The following is a 16,727-nucleotide window of genomic DNA, read 5'->3' as shown; positions in this document are numbered from 1 at the left end:
GTCCAAAAAAACAGCCGCCTCTTACAGCAAAGACGGCTCCATCACGCCATGGATGATAAACTTCGCAATCTGCTGGGTGGTCTGCTCTCTCATCTGCGGGGAATCGAGCTTACCGAGCAGCTGTTCAAACCGTGAAGACGACTGGAGAGTAGCTGTAGTCACATTCATAATCAGAATGGGAAAAAGCGCCGGATCCAAATCCTGACGGAGGATTCCGTTCTTCTGGGCAGCTAAGGCCAAATCATGCATTTGAGTCGCATCATCCGGGCGATAGGTAATTTGATTCCAGGTCTTCCAATCTTCAGCCGCTTCCCAGAATAGAATTCTCAGGTAGCTCCGATGCTCCAGGAGGAAGGATACCGTTTCCCGGGTCATGACTTCCAGGAACTCCCGAAAGGCCGCGGGATCCGTTACAAGCTGTTCGTTCTTCAATAATCCGGCGATGAACGAGCCTGTAATCTGTTCGCCAATCTGGTCCGCGCGCTTGACCACTTCTGTATAAAGGCCCAATTTGTCACCAAAGTACTGATAGATCAGGCTCTTATTATATCTTGACTCCTTCGCAATCACATCTATCCGTGCCGCCGAGTAGCCTAGCTCGGCAAATATCTTCTCGGCAGCATCAAGGATGATTCCCCTGGTCCGGGCGGCATCGTAAATTTTCGAACTTCGTTTGCCTTCTGTTGGTGATATGATTGCCACCTCCATTTATAACTAACTAGTTAGATTTTATATCGGGACTGGATAGAAGTCAAGTGCAAATAACAAATCCCTTTAGGGGACTGCGTGGTCCCCTTGTGATCCTTCAGTGAATGGGTCAGATTGATTATGCTTTTCTGACAAATTCGGATTTAAGCTTCATTGCTCCAAAGCCGTCAATTTTGCAATCAATATCATGATCGCCCTCGACCAGCCGGATGTTCTTCACTTTAGTACCGATCTTCAGCACCGAGGAGCTGCCCTTGACCTTCAGGTCCTTGATGACTGTAACCGAGTCCCCGTCGTTCAAAATATTCCCGTTAGCATCCCTAACTACTTTGTCTTCCCCGTTGCTTGTGTTCTCTGCTCCAGGTGCCCACTCATGTGCGCATTCCGGACAAACCAGCAGTGACCCGTCCTCGTATGTATACTCCGAGCTGCACTGCGGGCAGTTTGGCAATTCATTCATAATCTCATTTCTCCATTTCTTATCGACAGCTTGGTCTTAAATAAATTCTTCTTATTGTAGCATACCCCTTGAACTCATGCACAAATTACATTAATATCTAATTAGATAAATATCTTAAAGGAGATGTATCCATTGATCATTCTAGAAGCCGTACCGGACCCTATATCCGCAGATAGTGTGGAGCTTCAAGCAGCCATTCTCAACTCGCAGCCAGCGTTCAACCTTATGGTGCTGCACCAGGAGCTTCTCACCCCGGAGGACATCCGTGAAGAGAACAGGCAGAATCTCGAAATGGGCGAAAAGATGCTGCTCATTAAGGAGAATGGGCAGTCCATTGGCATTATTACCTATCTGCCCAGCAATCCTAGTGACAAACATTCCTGGATCGGTCTTTTTATCGTTCATCACGGCTATGCCGGGCAAGGGATAGGTTCAATTGCTTTGAATGCTCTGGAGCGGAGATTATTACAGGAGGATGTAACGCAAGTCAGACTGGCTGTTCAACTGGAGAACCGGATTGGAGCATCTTTTTGGAATAAGAATGGTTATGCCTTCATCAAAACTGCCAAGGATCAGCACGGAAACCACGTCGATGTATACGAGAAGCTGCTCGTTTAAATGTAACTACATGAACTCCATAAGCATCCCTCCCGCAGCACCGGCCAGAACAATCACCCAGGGCGGAAGCTTCCAGAAGAAGAGCATCACAAACAAAATAGCGGCCAGCGCAAAATCCAGCGGCTTCAGGATGGCCGTGGTCCAGAGCGGATCATACAGGGCAGCCAGCAGAATCCCCACCACAGCCGCATTAATTCCTGTCAGCGCTCCCTGAACCTTCGGATTATTCCTCCAGCCGTTCCAGAAGGGCAGTGCGCCGATGACCAGCAGAAAGGCAGGCAGGAAGATCCCCGCTGTCGCAATCACAGCTCCCCAGATTCCCGAGGTCATGGCCCCAAGGTAGCCGGCAAAAGTAAACAGCGGTCCCGGAACGGCTTGCGTCGCTCCATAGCCGGCCAGAAAGTCTTCCCGGCTGACCCATCCGGTAGGTACAACCTCGCGTTCCAGAAGCGGAAGCACGACATGCCCGCCACCGAATACCAAGGAACCGGAACGGTAAAAGCTATCGAATATCGCAAAACCCCTAGCCTCCACGGACGTTCTAAGCAGCGGCAGCAGGATAAGCAGAAGAAAGAATAACGCCAGACAAAAGACAGCCACAGGGCGGCCGATGGCAATCGGCAGATCCGGCCCTTTAGCCGGTTTTGTCCGGTATATTGCAAGGCCGATCACTCCAGCAGCGGCGAGGATCAGGATCTGACCATATGCGGCATGCCAAGACAGTGCAATTGCTGCCGCCATCACTGCAATGGTGACTCTTCCCCTGTCTGGCGTGAGCTTTTGCCCCATCCCCAGCACCGCTTGTGCCACAATCGCCACAGCCACAATCTTCAGTCCATGAATCCAGCCCGCACCCGAGATGTCGAAGCCCTGCAGCAGAAAGGCAAAGGCAGCCAGCGCGATCACCGAAGGCAAAGTGAATCCCAGCCAGGCTATGATTCCTCCAAGCAAGCCAGCCCTGACCACACCGATGCCAATCCCAACTTGGCTGCTCGCTGGACCGGGAAGGAACTGGCACAGTGCGACCAGATCGGCGTAGCTTCGCTCGTCCATCCATTTCCGGCGGCGAATATATTCATTATGGAAATAGCCCAGATGGGCAATCGGCCCTCCAAAGGAGGTTAGTCCGAGTTTCAGGGAAACGCCCAGAACCTCCAGCAGGTCAGCCCCTTTTCCCCGGGTCCTGCCAGCTTCCGCTGACTTCTGCCTTTTTACTTCCATATTCAAGCCCCCTCTTCCCATACTCTTGGCCTCATTTAAGGCATGTCATTTCATCATAGCACTGAATTGTTAACGTACTATTGGCTGGAGGTCAATTCAGTCCATATCCGCAAGCAGCTGCGCATAAAAAGACTTGAACTCTATGGAGGGGGTAATTCCGATCTCACTTTGCAAAATGTCGGCAAAATGCAGGTATTGCCGGTTGAGCGCTTCTTTATTTTTCTGCATGGCCAATGTTTTCATAAGCAGCATATGGGATTCTTCGTCGAGTTCATTGCGTTTCAGCAGCTTCAGCAGCAGCCGCATGGCCGTATTGGTCTCTTCCCGGTCCAGCAAGGCAACGCACAGTCTCCGGGTAAACGAGGTATACATGAACGACAGCCGTTCAATCTCATTCCAGGCCCAGGCATAGACCTGATCGCCAAATAGATCACCTCTGTACAGCCGTTCAAGCTCGAGCGCCTCCTCAATGTTCGTCTGATCTATCACAGACATCCTCCGGCAGCCCTCTTCGAAGTTCAGCACATCAACCTGCACTCCGTTAAGACTCAGCCCATAATGCATGCTGTCCGAATGCAGACTCTTTTTCAGTCCATAGGTGTCCAGCAGCTTCCTCAATTGATATACCGTTGTGTTCAAATAGATTTCCGCATTTTTATCCGGCATCCCGCCATAGATATCCTCGATTAACCGTGCTCTGGAGACAAGTCTCCCTTTATGTACCAGCAGATATCCGAACACCTCGGCACTCTTCTTCGATTTCCATTTCGTCTTCATTCCTTGGGCACCATGAATTTCAATCCCGCCTAAGCAGCTGATCTGCACCTCATGGGGAATGGGCTCCGGGTCCCTTCCTGTGGCACGCTCCAGACGAATCTGCGCAATCGCCCTTTGCACCGTGTGGAGAAGTCTTTCTTGCACCACGGGTTTGACAATGTAATCGAAGGCGTACACTTCAAAGGCTGGCAGTGCAAATTCCTTATGGGAGGTAATGAAGACGATCTTTGTACCTCTGCCGCTGTCCAGCAGCCGCCGGGCAAACTCCAGACCATTTTCCCGCGGCATGCTGATATCAACGAAGATCAGGTCCACCTCGTGGCTGGACCAATAGGTATAAGCTGCTGCCGTCTCCGCAAATGTACCCACAATTTCAATATCTTTAATTTTGGCCAGCATCCGCTTCATAATTAAGTGCATGGCCTTCTCATCATCAATAAGGATCGCTTTCATTGCTTCATACCACCTTCCACCCAGCTGCCTGCCGCAACCACTGAGCCCGCTGGCGGGAGCGGGAGCGAGAAAAAGAAGGTGCTCCCTTGAAGCGGTGTGCTGTCAAACCAAATCTCTCCTCCGTTCAGACGGACAAATTCCCTGCATAACGATAAACCAAGACCCATTCCCCGCTCTCCGTCTGTACCCAGCAAAGAAACCGGATATTGATCCTGCAGCAACGTATCGGCTTGTTCAGGCGCGATGCCTTGACCAGTATCCCTTACAGAAATGACCAGATGCTGATCTTTCCGCTCTGCCTTTAAAAAGATAAATCCCCCATCAGCCGTGAATTTAATCGCATTGGTCAAAAGATTGCGGATAATCAGCTCCAGCATTTCTTTGTCGGCATACACATAGGTTCCCTCCGGAATTTCGGAAATGATTTCAATATGCTTACGTCCGCTTCGCACCGACATCAGGCGTAAATTCTGCTCAACGGCATAGGATACATCCCTCTCCAGCGGATGGAATACAAGGCCCCCGGCTTGCGTACGAAAAAAGTCCAGCAAACTATCTACCAAAGCAAAAGTATTGTGGATCTGCCGGCCCATTTCATGAACGATTTCCTCCCGGTTCTCTCTGCTGCCTTGCATTTCCTCCTCCAGTATTTCCATCAAGTTAACGAGCACCGCTATGGGATCGCGGATATCATGGGCAATCACGCTGAACATTCTGTCTTTGAACGTATTCAGCTCACCGAGCTGTCTGGCATTATCCATAAGCCTCTCCTGCGTGCGTACATTTTCAGTTATATCACTTAAGAGGAGCATTTTGCCTATAGGCTTACTGCTGTTGTTCCAGACATAGGACAGCTGTACATTGTAGAATTTGTCACCGGTCGGGCTTGGAAGCTGAAGCTTGGTTAACAAGGACGGCTCTTGCAGAATCTGCCCAAGCAATACGGAAGAGTTGGCGAATACCTCTGCGGCCGTTCTTCCTATACTCTTGTTGTTTAATCCCTGAACCCTCTCTCTGGCCGAACGGTTGTAGCTGATCAGCACATGATCGAGATCAAAAACGATAACGGCCTCCTGCATCGATCGGAGTACCTGTTGGAGAGCCAAAGGAGCGAGCCGAAGCATATTAAACTGATAAATCCCCCATAAGAAAAAAATCCCCGAGAACAAAAAACCGAAAGGCGAAATATCAATAGGCAAATGAAACACGCCGGTAAGATACACCAGTGTAAATCCGTAAGGTCCCCAGGACCCTATAATCATCAATGCCACCGGCGTCTTCATCCGGGGAATGGCCTTAAGGTACATTTGCACCAGAAATATCATTCCGATAGCGAAGAAGCTGTACGAATACACGACATGAAGCTTATATAAGGGGCCTTTTACCAGAGTAGCCAGCATAAATCCTTCTGCAGCATTGAGTGTCATGCTCTTATAGAACAAATGATGCCATTCATTGGTATAATGGGCGATAAAGGTTATTACCGGTACAATCATTAGCAGCGTTACATTCCTTCGGCTCACCCAGGATTGCCGCCCAGTATATTGCAGGACCATAATAAACCAGAGGACTGTGCCAAAGGGGATGCCGATATACTCAATCCGTAGCCAAAAACGGATATGCTCCAAAGAAGTGCTGGCAATTTCAAACGCATAGCCAAAACTGTACAATGAGCCGGTCAGCATGCCAAGGCCATAGCTTATAGCAATCGGAAGACTCCTTCTCTTCCAGCAAAGATATGTCAATATCAGTGAACAGCAGGTTGCTGCCATCAGCAGCGCAGATAAATACAGATTGTAGCCCATCGATAAATGACCTCTATTCTGGAAGAACCCCTACATTCTATGCCTCTTATGTTAACAGATCGACTTCTTATAAAGAACTTAATATTTAAATTTTTCGACAAAAAAAGCCCCTTTTCACCAATTCAGGCGAAAAGGGCTTTTTGGGGTTAGCATCACCGGTCCGGTGGCTGCAGCATGTTGGTGCCAGACTTACTTTAAGGTGTCCAGTAGAGCCTTAATCTCCGGGCTGATCTGCAAAACGCGCAGCACAATGGTGATGGCTTCGGCACGGGATGCCTGCTTCTCCGGCAGGAATTCTCCATTTCCGGTACCGCTGATAATCCCGGCTGCCGCAGTTTTTTGAATCTGATCCTTATTCCATGTTGTATCAATATCCGAGAAGTCTGCCGTTGCCACTGGGGCTGCGTTGTTAAAGTCAATGAGCTTAGAGATGATTGAGATCATCTCGGAACGGGTGATTTCACCGTTTGGCTTAAATGTGCCGTTCGGATAGCCCGAGACCAAGCCTTTTTCCTGCAGGGTACGAATCGAAGCCTCTGCCCAGTGACCGGAGATATCACTGAATTTGCTTGCGCTGCGGGTACCGGTGAGATCAAACACTTTGGAAATAAGGGTTGCAAACTCCGCACGGGTAATGCTTGCATTCGGGTGGAAGCTTCCATCCGGATAGCCCTGAACCATACCTAGCTTAACGAAGGTTTCTACCGTCCGGTCCGCAAAGTGGGAGGAAATGTCGGTGAATTCCACCGCAGACGGATTAACATTCGCCTTTTCGATCTTCTTGCTCAAGCTCAATACTATATCTTTAATATTTACCACATTGTCAGCGAAGCGGGCTGCCGCCTGCACTTCCGGTGTTGGCGTTGGTGTCGGTGTTGGTGCTGGTGCTGGTGTAGACGTTGGTGCTGGTGTAGACGTTGGTGCCAGTGTTGAAGCTGGAACTGCTGCTTGTGTTGGCTCCGTTGGCGCCGGCGCTGTGGTTGGTACTATAGTCGGTCCAGCAGTTGCTGTTGGCAGGCTGCTCTCACTGGATGCTATGACCGTAACCTCTTTTTCCCCGTATACCCCGGAACCGTCATTAGCGGTAGCTTTTACAATAAGGGTACCTGGGGAAGTCCCCGTTAACAGTCCGTTTTCACTAATCGTACCTGTTCCCGTTCCATACACAACAGACCAGACAGCAGTCCGATCAGTTGCTTCTACAGGAGCAACAACCATATCCAGTTGAATAGAATCACCCGACTTCACCAAAGAATCTCCACCGATCGAAATGGAAGCAACCGGGATCTTGGCAGGTGTCTCAATGGGTGCCGGTGTTGGTGCTTCAGTCGGCGTCGGTGTCGGTGTCGGTACCGGCGCTTCAGTTGGTGTCGGAGCAGCCGTTATAGTTAATTCTGTACTGCCGGTTACTAAGCTTCCGTCAGTGGCTTCCGCTTTTACGGTTACAGTACCCGGATCACCTGCCGTGAGCACTCCGCTTACCGCATCAATCGTTGCTGAACCGGTTCCGTAAACTACGGACCAGACTACACTTTGATTGGCTGCGTCTACCGGTGTTATCCCGGCATTCATCACCAGGGTATCACCAGTATTCAGAGAGCTTACGCCTCCGGCTCCGTTTACTGTGATTCCGGTGGTGAGGTGAAAGATATTATCCGCAATTAATTTGGGACCCGAATATAACGAAATGGGCGATGAAAACTGCACAGTGGGAGACTTAATCAGAAAGGTGACTAAACCTTGGTCTGTATACGAAGAGAATCCTTCAAGAGCCTCAATGGTCCTGAAATTATTATCAATAGGGTCCGTGTTATAGAACACGGTATTGGGATCAGCAGCATGTGCAAAGACTTCAGCCTGGCCGCTCACCAGCTGGTTATCTGCTCCGTACACGGCAAAAGTTACACTAATATATCCGGGATAAGCTAAACTCGCCTCCGGCTGCTTAGCAAGCACCACATGATCTGCAGCATAATCAGGCTTATGTGCCTTAATGTTGCTCACAGTTACATAAGAGCCGCCATTGTACGAATAACTGGGAACCCAGCTGATAGTATTGTCATTCACATACCCGCCCACAATGGTCTTTGCGGGATCCGTAGGAGCCGTTACCGAAGAAGCCGCACCGGCATCCGGAACTTGGACTACGCTTCCATCTGCATACCTGAAGAACAAATGCTCTGAGCTATCCGGCTTATCAACCGGGAAGTTCACATATACCGAGCTTGTTTTTAATACACAGCCGCTCAATACAGCGAGTGTCAAGGCTGAAACCAGAAATAGTCTCAATACTGTAGTTCTTTTCATATTGTCGGCCTCACCCTTTCAAGTTTGCAATAATTAAATTTAATAGAATAATAACGCATCTCAATGACAAACCAATGACAAACTTCAGCACAAAAACCCCCCTTGTTTTCGAGAGTCTTATATTGGCTATTTTTTTCCTGGCTGCACTTCTGACTTCCCCAATCTCCTTCATTTTCAGCCTATGACACTTCCAAGGTGGTTGTATTCTTAGCATGCTGATTATATATTAGAGGCAAGATGCAAGACTTTAGACCCAAAAAACATTCATAATGACTAATAATAGCAGGAAGGTGTAATTTATTGGGTTTCGTGATATGGATTGATCTCATTTTATTCTTCATACTGTTTGCACTATTCGTCTATATTTTCGTTACTGTTAACATCACGAAGCTGCATAAAGTTTATTTAGCCTTCCACTTCACGATGATGATATGGCCCTTTTGCCAGTTTGCCATTAAAACAACGGATCAGTCTACCTATCAATTATTTTATGTCAAGGCTGCATTTGTGGATTCGGCGCTGCTGAGCACAGGCTGGATCTTTTTCACTATTCTGCTGACCGGACAAGCCCGGCTTCTGCACCGCAAAATCATACTGCTGCTGTCGATTCCGGTGATATTGACCACAGCCGGCATCATCTTTAATCCCCACAGCTGGTTTGTGCAGCCGGTAAATGGCGGCTATATTCAGAGAACCTATGGACCCCTTTTTTGGCTCTTCATCGCTGTGGTCTTCATCCAGGTGACTGCTTCACTGTATGTGATCTCTGCCGCGCTTGTCCAAGACATGGCCCCACGCGTACGAAAACAAGTGATGCTGGTACTCAAAGGCCTTCTATCTATAACCTTATTTATTCTGCTGGATATCCTGCTTAATGTAGTTCTGGACCCGTACCTGCCGGTCATCCCGGGAATGACCTCACTGGGAATATTATTGTCCGCTACTTTTTTTGTCATTTCCATCAACCGGGACAAAGTATTTGATATCGTAACCATAGCCCATCAGGATGTAATGGACACGATTGGACATGGGATTCTGGTGCTTGATGAATATGACAACGTGGTTGAGATTAACCGTTCCCTGCATCCTTATATGCATCTGCAGCGGGGCGAACGGTTCAGCATCCATATTATTTTTTCCGATCTGTCGCCAGCCATCGAAACGTTCATTCAGACCTATTGCGAACATCCGCTGGAGCGTATCGAAATTGAGATTTTCCATTCGGGTATCCAGCGTCATCTGAATGTTCAGGCTGCACCCATTATGATCAGCGAGTCACGGGTGGGCCGGATCGTCACGTTTCAGGACATGACCGAGCTGCAGCAGCTGATTCATGAGACCAATCACCAGAACATGGCCCTGCAGGAACGCAACCATTCATTGATTGAGGTCCAACAGGAGCTGTTCGAGAAGAACCGGCAGCTGCAGCAAATGGCCCTTACAGACAGCCTCACCGGCTGTTATAACCGCCATTATCTGACGCAGCATCTGGAGGATGAAATGGGCCGAAACAGGAAAGAGCATATTCCCTTCGCACTTATTTTGCTGGATATCGATTTCTTCAAGTCAGTGAATGACACTTACGGACATCTAGCCGGCGACGAAGTCCTCTGCCATACGGTGGAGGCGCTGAAAGAGGAAATTCGCCCATCCGACGTTTTAGCTCGTTATGGCGGGGAAGAATTTATGGTGTATTTGCCGGATATCGCTCATTCTGAAGCCCAGCGTATCGCCGAGCGTGTCAAAGCACGGGTTGAATTGAATCAGATTAGAATCGAAAACGTTGCCGAGCCCGTGTCAGTTACTGTTAGCATGGGACTTCTGAGCATCAGCAGCTTCTCTCTGGGCAACAACCTGTTCGAAGAAGTAGACCAAGCGCTGTACCAGGCCAAAAATAAAGGACGCAACCGGATTGTCCATATCGCACACTGATACTACTCTAGCTATCATTCAATGGCTTCTTTTGGGGGTAATGTAAGTACAACACATAACTGCAAACAGAGAGGAAGTCGTGTATGACGCAGGCTATGATTATTGTGAACCCCTCATCCGGCAAGGAGGAAGCACCGGATTATGTCAGTAGTACCGAGGAACTGCTGGTGAGCCGGGGTTATGAGGTTACGGTCAAGGAGACGCAAAAAGAAGGGGATGCCACCGAATATTGCATTGCTGCTTGTGAAGCTAAAGCCGATCTGGTGGTGTCTATCGGAGGGGATGGAACGCTTCATGAAACGATCAACGGCCTGTTTGGCCAGTCACACCAGCCGAAGCTGGGGGTTATCCCCCTTGGGACGGTGAATGACTTTGCCCGCGCGCTGCAGATTCCGCTGACTCCGGAAGAAGCCATTCATACACTGGCCTCCTCCCGGGTGCAACGGGTAGACGCAGGCAGGCTAAACGGCCAGTTGTTCGTCAACGTGGTCGCTGCCGGACCGCTGGCCGAATCCCTGTCCTCCGTATCTTCGCATGACAAATCCAGATTCGGCGCTCTGGCCTATTTCAAAGAGGGCATCAAAGAGCTGGCAGGCAACGCCGCCCATCCGCTCACCATACAGCATGATGGCAAGACCTGGGTAGGTGAGACTCCGCTGTTCCTTGCTGCACTGACCAATTCCGTAGGAGGTTTCGAAAAACTGGCCCCGGATGCCGCTGTTGATGACGGACTGCTCCACTGCTACATCATTAAGGATCTGAATTTCCTCAACACGCTTACGGTCAGTATCTCTTTATTGCTCGGCACGCTCAAGAACCACAAGGACGTGGATTATTTCACTGCAAGAGAAGTAACCGTAAGCTCGGCAAATGTCATGAGGACCAACGTGGACGGCGAAGAAGGCCCGGCTCTGCCGATCCGGCTGAGCGTACTCCCCCGCCATATTCAGGTAGTGGTGCCGGAGGAGGGGTAAACACGGCCACCACCGGGCTCTGACCATGCCGCATGATTTGGGCTCAGCCGGCCTCACGGCCAGCCCTTCTCCATTACCGTTCCCTTAATACAGCTTAGGCAACTTGTCCAGGGTGATCGCGTATTCATGGTGATACGCCCGGCGCAGCTCCTCTTGTGTATTCCATTCCTCAGATGCACCGTATTCATTAGACCAGGTCATATACCATGTCCACGGAATTCTTGTTTCGGACAACTGGGACATACTCGGAATCACGCCTATTTCTCCAAGTGCCGTGATTTTGGGGGACGGTGTGATCTGGATTAGTTCCTCATATTCCGGACGCAGATCCGTGTGGGCATGCTTCGGCGGGTACAGGTCTCTGGAGATCACGTCGGCTACATCATCACCCGGATAGCCCTCCACGAGCGGCGAGTTCCACACCCAGATCAGATTATTCAGTTGGTGATGATGGGTGTATCTGTCGTACATAATCCGGTACAGCTTCGCTGCAACCTCAGGTCCCTTGGCTCCCCACCAGAACCACGTACCCTCGGATTCATGGAATGGACGCCACAGGATAGGGATCTGCTTGTCACAAAATTCTTTCAAAATCCCCGCCATCACATCCATGTCCGACAGCAGCGCTTCGTATTCTTCCGTTCCTTCTATGACAGCCTTGGAGGCGTCAAAGGTGGTATTCTCCGCATAAAAACCCTTAGCCCAGCTGCCAAAAGGTGAAAACCAGTGCCACGTAAATGTAACTAATCCTCTGCGGCCCAGTGCCCAATCCCATGCATTATCCAGTGTATTCTTGTTCTCTTCCACTTCCAGCATGCATTCCGGGGTGGTCTTCTCGACATTTATATTAGGCGAATACGCCAGCAGCTCAAATCCGCAAAGAGCAGGCAGCTTGCCGGTCACCTCTTCGATATAACGCAGCTCCTTTTGCACAGTGGTCTGGGTATGCTGGCCTGTAAGAATTCCCTTACCGGAAATATCGCTGAGATACTTCAAGACGGTCCGGACCTCTTCCGAGGCGTTTGGATTGCAGGGGGTATAATGCTTTAACATTGCCATTGTAGTGTATCTCTCCTTTTATTTATTTGTTATTTTTTTGTTATTACATTGTTATAAATTCACCATAATTTTAATCTGTATCCGTTTACAGGTCAATGCATAAAATGGGCTGATCCGCTATTGCTGCAAATGACACTCGCTGGTATAGTATGGAATATATATCCAAAGGGCACTGCTTCCCTGGCTACACCAGAGACAACCCCGCTGCTTTTGCAGCGGGGTTGTCTGACCTTAATGAAAGGCGGAGATTCACGTGACAACTGGCAAGGAGAACCGCATGATTTTAACGAAAGAGGACTTAGTCTCCCAATTCACAAACTGTGGACTCACCAAAGGACAACATATCCTCGTACACGCTTCCTTAAGCCAACTGGGCTATGTTGTAGGAGGACCCGAAACCTTCATCCGTTCACTCCTTGAAATTGTGGGTGAAGAAGGCACTCTGATGATGCCTTCCCAGACCTGGAAGAATCTCGATCCATCCACAGGCGTCCACTGGGACGCGCCCACCGAAGGATGGCCCCTAATCCGGGAACACTGGCCAGCCTATAATAAAGAAATCACGCCGGCCATAGGGATGGGTGCTGTAGCCGAAATGTTCCGTAAATGGCCAGGGGCTGCGCGGTCCGATCATCCGGCCCGATCCGTCGCTGCAGTTGGCAAGCATGCTGAATATCTTACGCAAGGCCATGACATAAGCAATATTTTCGGCTCAGGCTCACCGCTGGATAAGCTGTATCAGTTACATGGTTATGTACTCTTGGCAGGCGTCGGCTATGATAAAAGCACATCTTTGCATCTGGCAGAAACCCGAGCAGACTTCCCCGCTAAGAAAAGGGTTCTTGAAAGCAGTGCCATCCTGGTGGAAGGCAAGCGCAAGTGGGTGACTTACGAAACCCAGGCTGTTGAAGATGAGGATTTTATCCGACTAGGAGAAGCGTATGACCAAGAAATGAATGTTCCGGTATATAAAGTCGGGCAGGCCGATATCCGGTTTCTGGAACAACGTCCTCTGGTCGATTGGGCTACTTCATGGATGGAGAAAAACAGGCTGTAGACCTCACTTGCCCTTCTCCGGCACGTACTCCCTCAGCTTCCCTTGATAGATCAGCTCCAGCCGGTCACTCTGCCGGAAATCATCCGGCGTAACGAGCGCAGGCAGCTTGTTCCACAGCTTGATGCCGGACCGGTCCAGAATTTCCGCAACAAACTGCGAGCAGAAGTAGGAGTTGCTGAACTCAACGGGTTCCTTGAGGGCAATGCCAATGACGCCCAGCATGTTGTAGAGGTACTTTTGGCGGCTGCGGATGAAGATGTGCAGGACCCGGCGCATTTTCTCGACCTCACGTTCTGAAACATGCAGCTCGTAGATCACACAGGTGGTATTCGGATATTTGCTGAAGGTGCCTGTCCGCAGATCTTCATGTACAAAGCCGCCATTCAGGGGATTACTCGGATTCTTCCGGCCGAAGCTGTAGAGCTCTGTAAGCTCACGGTCAAACGAGATGGAGGCGTGGTTGTAAGGCGCTTTGGTATAGCCTTGAATTAGCTTTGTGAATAGTGTTCCCGTATTCGTGAGCAGGATATAGACCGAATGATCAGCTTCCATATACAGAAAGTCCCCTTATCGAAGTGTCAAAATCTCACATGCAACTTGTACTTTTTAATATATTAACATATGATTCCTTTGTTGGAATCCTATCCTGCGACAAGTTGGTGATGGCTTGAACAGTTCACTCGTTACATTCGTGCTTATCTTCACCGCTTTATCCGCCATTCATTTGCTCTACATCCTGGTAAGCAGACTCCAGAAGGATAAAGATTACACGGGAATTGGCTTCCGGATCAAGACCTGGTGGGGCATGCTCTTTATCTTCTGTCTGGCCACATTGATTAATCCGGTCGTGTCCCTGCTATCCCTGATGGCACTATCCTTCTTCGCACTGAAAGAATATTTTTCCATGATCCGTACCCGAAAAGCGGACCGACGGCTGTTCCTGTGGGCCTACCTGTCCATTCCGCTGCAGTTCTACTGGATCTACATAGAGTGGTATGGCATGTTCATCGTCTTCATCCCGGTATATGTCTTCCTGCTCCTGCCACTGCCCCGGCTCATCAACAAAGGCACGCTCGGATTCCTGCGCAGCGTAAGCGCCACCCAGTGGGGGCTGATGCTCATGGTGTTCGGCCTCAGCCACCTGGCCTACTTCCAATTTGCCACACCGGAGTATGGCGCGGGGCTGGTGCTGTTCCTGGTAGTGCTCACGCAGCTGAATGATGCCGTACATTATCTGGCTTCAATCTATTTCGGCAAACGCAAGGTCGTTCCGACCGCCAACCCGAATCTGACCTGGGAGGGCTTCGCCTGTGCATTTGTGGCAACTACTGGGGTATCGTACCTGATCTACCCTTACTTCACGCCGCTGACCCCGATCTTCGGTCTGTTCTCCGGCGTGCTGATCAGTCTGGCCGGATTCTTCGGCAGCTTAACGGTGTCTGTGCTGAAGCGCGATTTGCTCATCGGCGATGATGACAAATTCGCTGCCCTGCAGACAAGCTACCTGAGCCGCGTCGACAGCCTGGCCTACACCTCACCGGTGTTCTTCCATGTGATCCGGTACTTTTTTGATTTTATGTAAGCAAAAGCGGCATCTCTCTTAACTTGGAGAAGTGCCGCTTTTTGCTTTACACAACCTGTAGTTTCAAGAAAATTGAAAATTACATAATCTTTGCATGGGTACATTAATGGGTTGATATGGGTTAGAAATGTTCTCGCCAACTTATGCAATATTGAACTTTTGTTTGATTTCCATTAATCGTGCTTCAACCTCATCGGTAACTATTGGATTCCGTATTAAATAGTCTTTACTTGCTTCATTTAGATACTGATAGAAAGTTAGGTAGTCCAATACAAGTGTCTGATCTTCCTCTACCGCAGGGTAGTCAAAAAAATAACAAACTCCCGCATCTCCGAAATAACCTTCTTCCCACTCATCTAACTCACCAGCAAAAACACACCAAACACTCTCACTACCACCAAACCCATTTCCATTGCAATAGTTTTTAAGTGCATCTAAGAAATATTTCCCTTCAAGGTGTCGATAATACATATCCAATAATTCTTTCTCTGTTAGTTTGACACTCATCAAATTATCCTCCTAAAAATTATTCTGATATGGTCGGAAAGAAATTCATCACTTTTCCATTTTCATCAAGGTACCCACCCCACCATTGCAAGGGAATAACCCCATCCTTAATAGCTTGAGCACATGAATTTATTGATTTTCTAAGAAATAGACTGAAACTACCCCAAAATAATTAAGAATTACCATTTCCCTCAACATATTGATAAACTGGAGGATCATTACCTTCCGATATAACAAAGTAGTTAAATTCATACCCTTGATGCATTGAGAAGACAAAAGCATCAGATGGTAAGCTAAAAGTTTCTTCATTTTCTTTCAATAGATCTTCAGCTTCTTTTCTAAGTTCCAAGAGATTTTCTACATTTCGAAATAATATATCCGTTCCTTGGAAGAGCAAACCTGCATCGTGACCAATCGTTAAAAGAAATTCTCGATACTGGAACGGTAAAACAAAACCTATCGACTGTTCGCACCTCCCCACTTCCAATTCGGTAAAGCCATGAATCTCGTTGTCATTTGCTATTTTATATTCACACAATACACTCACTATGTTCCATTATAATTCTATTTTTGAACTCATAAGTCACATCCAATTTGGGGTAGCCTTTTGCCATATCGTCTAGGAAATGTTGATATTCATGTCTTAGAGCACTTATTGAAGCATCTTCAAATATATTTAATTGCCCTGGTACATTTCCTCTTGGCGCATATGCCATAATATCACGATCTAGGATTCTTACTTCAACTCCTGCTTCCTGTGCTTGCTTAATAATATTATTCCATTCTTCGGGGTGACAGAGACGCCCTGGTCCATAAATATCCCTAAACGGATCAGCATCATTCTTTCCTAACATGTGATCAGGTAATCTACCTTCTCCTATCCCCTCAATCCCTTTAAACGTAGGATTAAAATCATCCACGCTCTCCAGCTCGCTGTGATTTAGTAAAGGCTTCATTTCACCTACCTCTACTCCGTCCAACTCTATTATTTTACCAAATCCGCTTCCCCCCATTCCACTAGAGGATTCAATTTGTCCATTCTTATTGGTTCCACTCTTCAGATTGACGGTACCTATTCCCAAGACTTCTGTGATCCGGTTTGCACTCGCCGCGCCACGCAATGTAGCTTGGAAATCGCTTGTGAACTCACTTAGTACCGACTGCTGCTCCATTTACATTGCAAGAAACTGGGCTTCCATCACTTGCTGTCCCTGTGTCTTGATTCCTGGCTTCTCACCTGTAAGTAGTTCATCAAGAGGGTCCACCA

16 protein-coding genes are annotated in these 16,727 nt (G+C 48.6%); 5 read left to right on the top strand and 11 right to left on the bottom strand.

Annotated elements, in window-relative coordinates:
* Positions 1 to 21: 21 nt before the first annotated feature.
* Both A3848_RS28180 and A3848_RS28175 read right to left on the bottom strand, forming a co-directional pair.
* Positions 22 to 708 carry a TetR/AcrR family transcriptional regulator gene (locus A3848_RS28180; RefSeq protein WP_074088351.1) on the bottom strand — a complete coding sequence of 229 codons (687 nt, stop codon included), beginning with the start codon at positions 706 to 708 and terminating at the stop codon, positions 22 to 24.
* Positions 709 to 826: 118 nt separating this feature from the next.
* The gene (locus A3848_RS28175) at positions 827 to 1,168 is read right to left on the bottom strand and encodes a zinc ribbon domain-containing protein YjdM (protein ID WP_074088350.1); all 342 of its coding nucleotides are present in this window, start codon (positions 1,166 to 1,168) and stop codon (positions 827 to 829) included.
* A gap of 132 nt (positions 1,169 to 1,300) precedes the next feature.
* Here A3848_RS28175 and A3848_RS28170 point away from each other — a divergent pair, with 132 nt between their 5' ends.
* On the top strand, positions 1,301 to 1,786 hold the full coding sequence (locus tag A3848_RS28170; protein WP_074088349.1) for a GNAT family N-acetyltransferase: 486 nt from the start codon (positions 1,301 to 1,303) through the stop codon (positions 1,784 to 1,786).
* Between the two features lie 6 nt (positions 1,787 to 1,792).
* Here A3848_RS28170 and A3848_RS28165 read toward each other — a convergent pair whose 3' ends face one another.
* The 4 genes from A3848_RS28165 to A3848_RS32520 form a co-directional block, all read right to left on the bottom strand.
* A complete protein-coding gene (locus tag A3848_RS28165; protein WP_074088348.1) occupies positions 1,793 to 3,007 on the bottom strand; it encodes a chromate transporter in 1,215 nt (404 codons plus the stop codon).
* 96 nt (positions 3,008 to 3,103) lie between these two features.
* Positions 3,104 to 4,237: a response regulator gene (locus A3848_RS28160; RefSeq protein WP_074088347.1), complete on the bottom strand. Its 1,134-nt coding sequence runs from the start codon at positions 4,235 to 4,237 to the stop codon at positions 3,104 to 3,106.
* On the bottom strand, positions 4,234 to 6,042 hold the full coding sequence (locus A3848_RS28155; RefSeq protein ID WP_074088346.1) for a sensor histidine kinase: 1,809 nt from the start codon (positions 6,040 to 6,042) through the stop codon (positions 4,234 to 4,236). Before A3848_RS28155 ends, A3848_RS28160 begins: the two co-directional genes overlap by 4 nt.
* Before the next feature lie 189 nt (positions 6,043 to 6,231).
* Positions 6,232 to 8,349, bottom strand: a complete 2,118-nt coding sequence (locus tag A3848_RS32520; RefSeq protein ID WP_074088345.1) for an S-layer homology domain-containing protein — start codon at positions 8,347 to 8,349, stop codon at positions 6,232 to 6,234.
* Between the two features lie 309 nt (positions 8,350 to 8,658).
* On the opposite strand from A3848_RS32520, the gene A3848_RS28145 reads away from it, so the two are divergent.
* Together A3848_RS28145 and A3848_RS28140 are read left to right on the top strand one after the other, a co-directional pair.
* Positions 8,659 to 10,281: a histidine kinase N-terminal 7TM domain-containing diguanylate cyclase gene (locus A3848_RS28145; RefSeq protein ID WP_244169908.1), complete on the top strand. Its 1,623-nt coding sequence runs from the start codon at positions 8,659 to 8,661 to the stop codon at positions 10,279 to 10,281.
* A gap of 83 nt (positions 10,282 to 10,364) precedes the next feature.
* Complete coding sequence (locus tag A3848_RS28140) at positions 10,365 to 11,255, top strand: diacylglycerol/lipid kinase family protein (protein ID WP_074088344.1); 891 nt, start codon at positions 10,365 to 10,367, stop codon at positions 11,253 to 11,255.
* An 84-nt stretch (positions 11,256 to 11,339) separates the two neighbouring features.
* Here A3848_RS28140 and A3848_RS28135 read toward each other — a convergent pair whose 3' ends face one another.
* Positions 11,340 to 12,314, bottom strand: a complete 975-nt coding sequence (locus tag A3848_RS28135) for a glycosyl hydrolase (RefSeq protein WP_256702581.1) — start codon at positions 12,312 to 12,314, stop codon at positions 11,340 to 11,342.
* A 253-nt stretch (positions 12,315 to 12,567) separates the two neighbouring features.
* Here A3848_RS28135 and A3848_RS28130 point away from each other — a divergent pair, with 253 nt between their 5' ends.
* Positions 12,568 to 13,371, top strand: a complete 804-nt coding sequence (locus A3848_RS28130) for an AAC(3) family N-acetyltransferase (protein WP_256702580.1) — start codon at positions 12,568 to 12,570, stop codon at positions 13,369 to 13,371.
* A gap of 3 nt (positions 13,372 to 13,374) precedes the next feature.
* Here A3848_RS28130 and A3848_RS28125 read toward each other — a convergent pair whose 3' ends face one another.
* Positions 13,375 to 13,923 carry a hypothetical protein gene (locus A3848_RS28125; protein WP_074088342.1) on the bottom strand — a complete coding sequence of 183 codons (549 nt, stop codon included), beginning with the start codon at positions 13,921 to 13,923 and terminating at the stop codon, positions 13,375 to 13,377.
* Between the two features lie 115 nt (positions 13,924 to 14,038).
* Here A3848_RS28125 and A3848_RS28120 point away from each other — a divergent pair, with 115 nt between their 5' ends.
* Positions 14,039 to 14,953 carry a phosphatidate cytidylyltransferase gene (locus A3848_RS28120; RefSeq protein ID WP_074088341.1) on the top strand — a complete coding sequence of 305 codons (915 nt, stop codon included), beginning with the start codon at positions 14,039 to 14,041 and terminating at the stop codon, positions 14,951 to 14,953.
* Between the two features lie 141 nt (positions 14,954 to 15,094).
* Here A3848_RS28120 and cdiI read toward each other — a convergent pair whose 3' ends face one another.
* The 3 genes from cdiI to A3848_RS33230 form a co-directional block, all read right to left on the bottom strand.
* Complete coding sequence (gene cdiI / locus A3848_RS28115; RefSeq protein WP_074088340.1) at positions 15,095 to 15,460, bottom strand: ribonuclease toxin immunity protein CdiI; 366 nt, start codon at positions 15,458 to 15,460, stop codon at positions 15,095 to 15,097.
* Positions 15,461 to 15,632: 172 nt separating this feature from the next.
* Positions 15,633 to 16,007 (bottom strand): SMI1/KNR4 family protein, encoded by a 375-nt coding sequence (locus A3848_RS28110; protein ID WP_256702579.1) that lies wholly within the window; start codon positions 16,005 to 16,007, stop codon positions 15,633 to 15,635.
* Positions 15,991 to 16,632: a hypothetical protein gene (locus A3848_RS33230; protein WP_083609421.1), complete on the bottom strand. Its 642-nt coding sequence runs from the start codon at positions 16,630 to 16,632 to the stop codon at positions 15,991 to 15,993. Before A3848_RS33230 ends, A3848_RS28110 begins: the two co-directional genes overlap by 17 nt.
* Between the last annotated feature and the right edge of the window lie 95 nt (positions 16,633 to 16,727).

It is taken from the genome of Paenibacillus sp. P32E, assembly GCF_001909085.1.
Classification (GTDB): Bacteria; Bacillota; Bacilli; order Paenibacillales; family Paenibacillaceae; genus Paenibacillus_AQ; species Paenibacillus_AQ helianthi.
The sequence above is the reverse complement of the archived record's forward strand: the minus strand, read 5'-3'. Positions and strand labels throughout refer to the sequence as shown.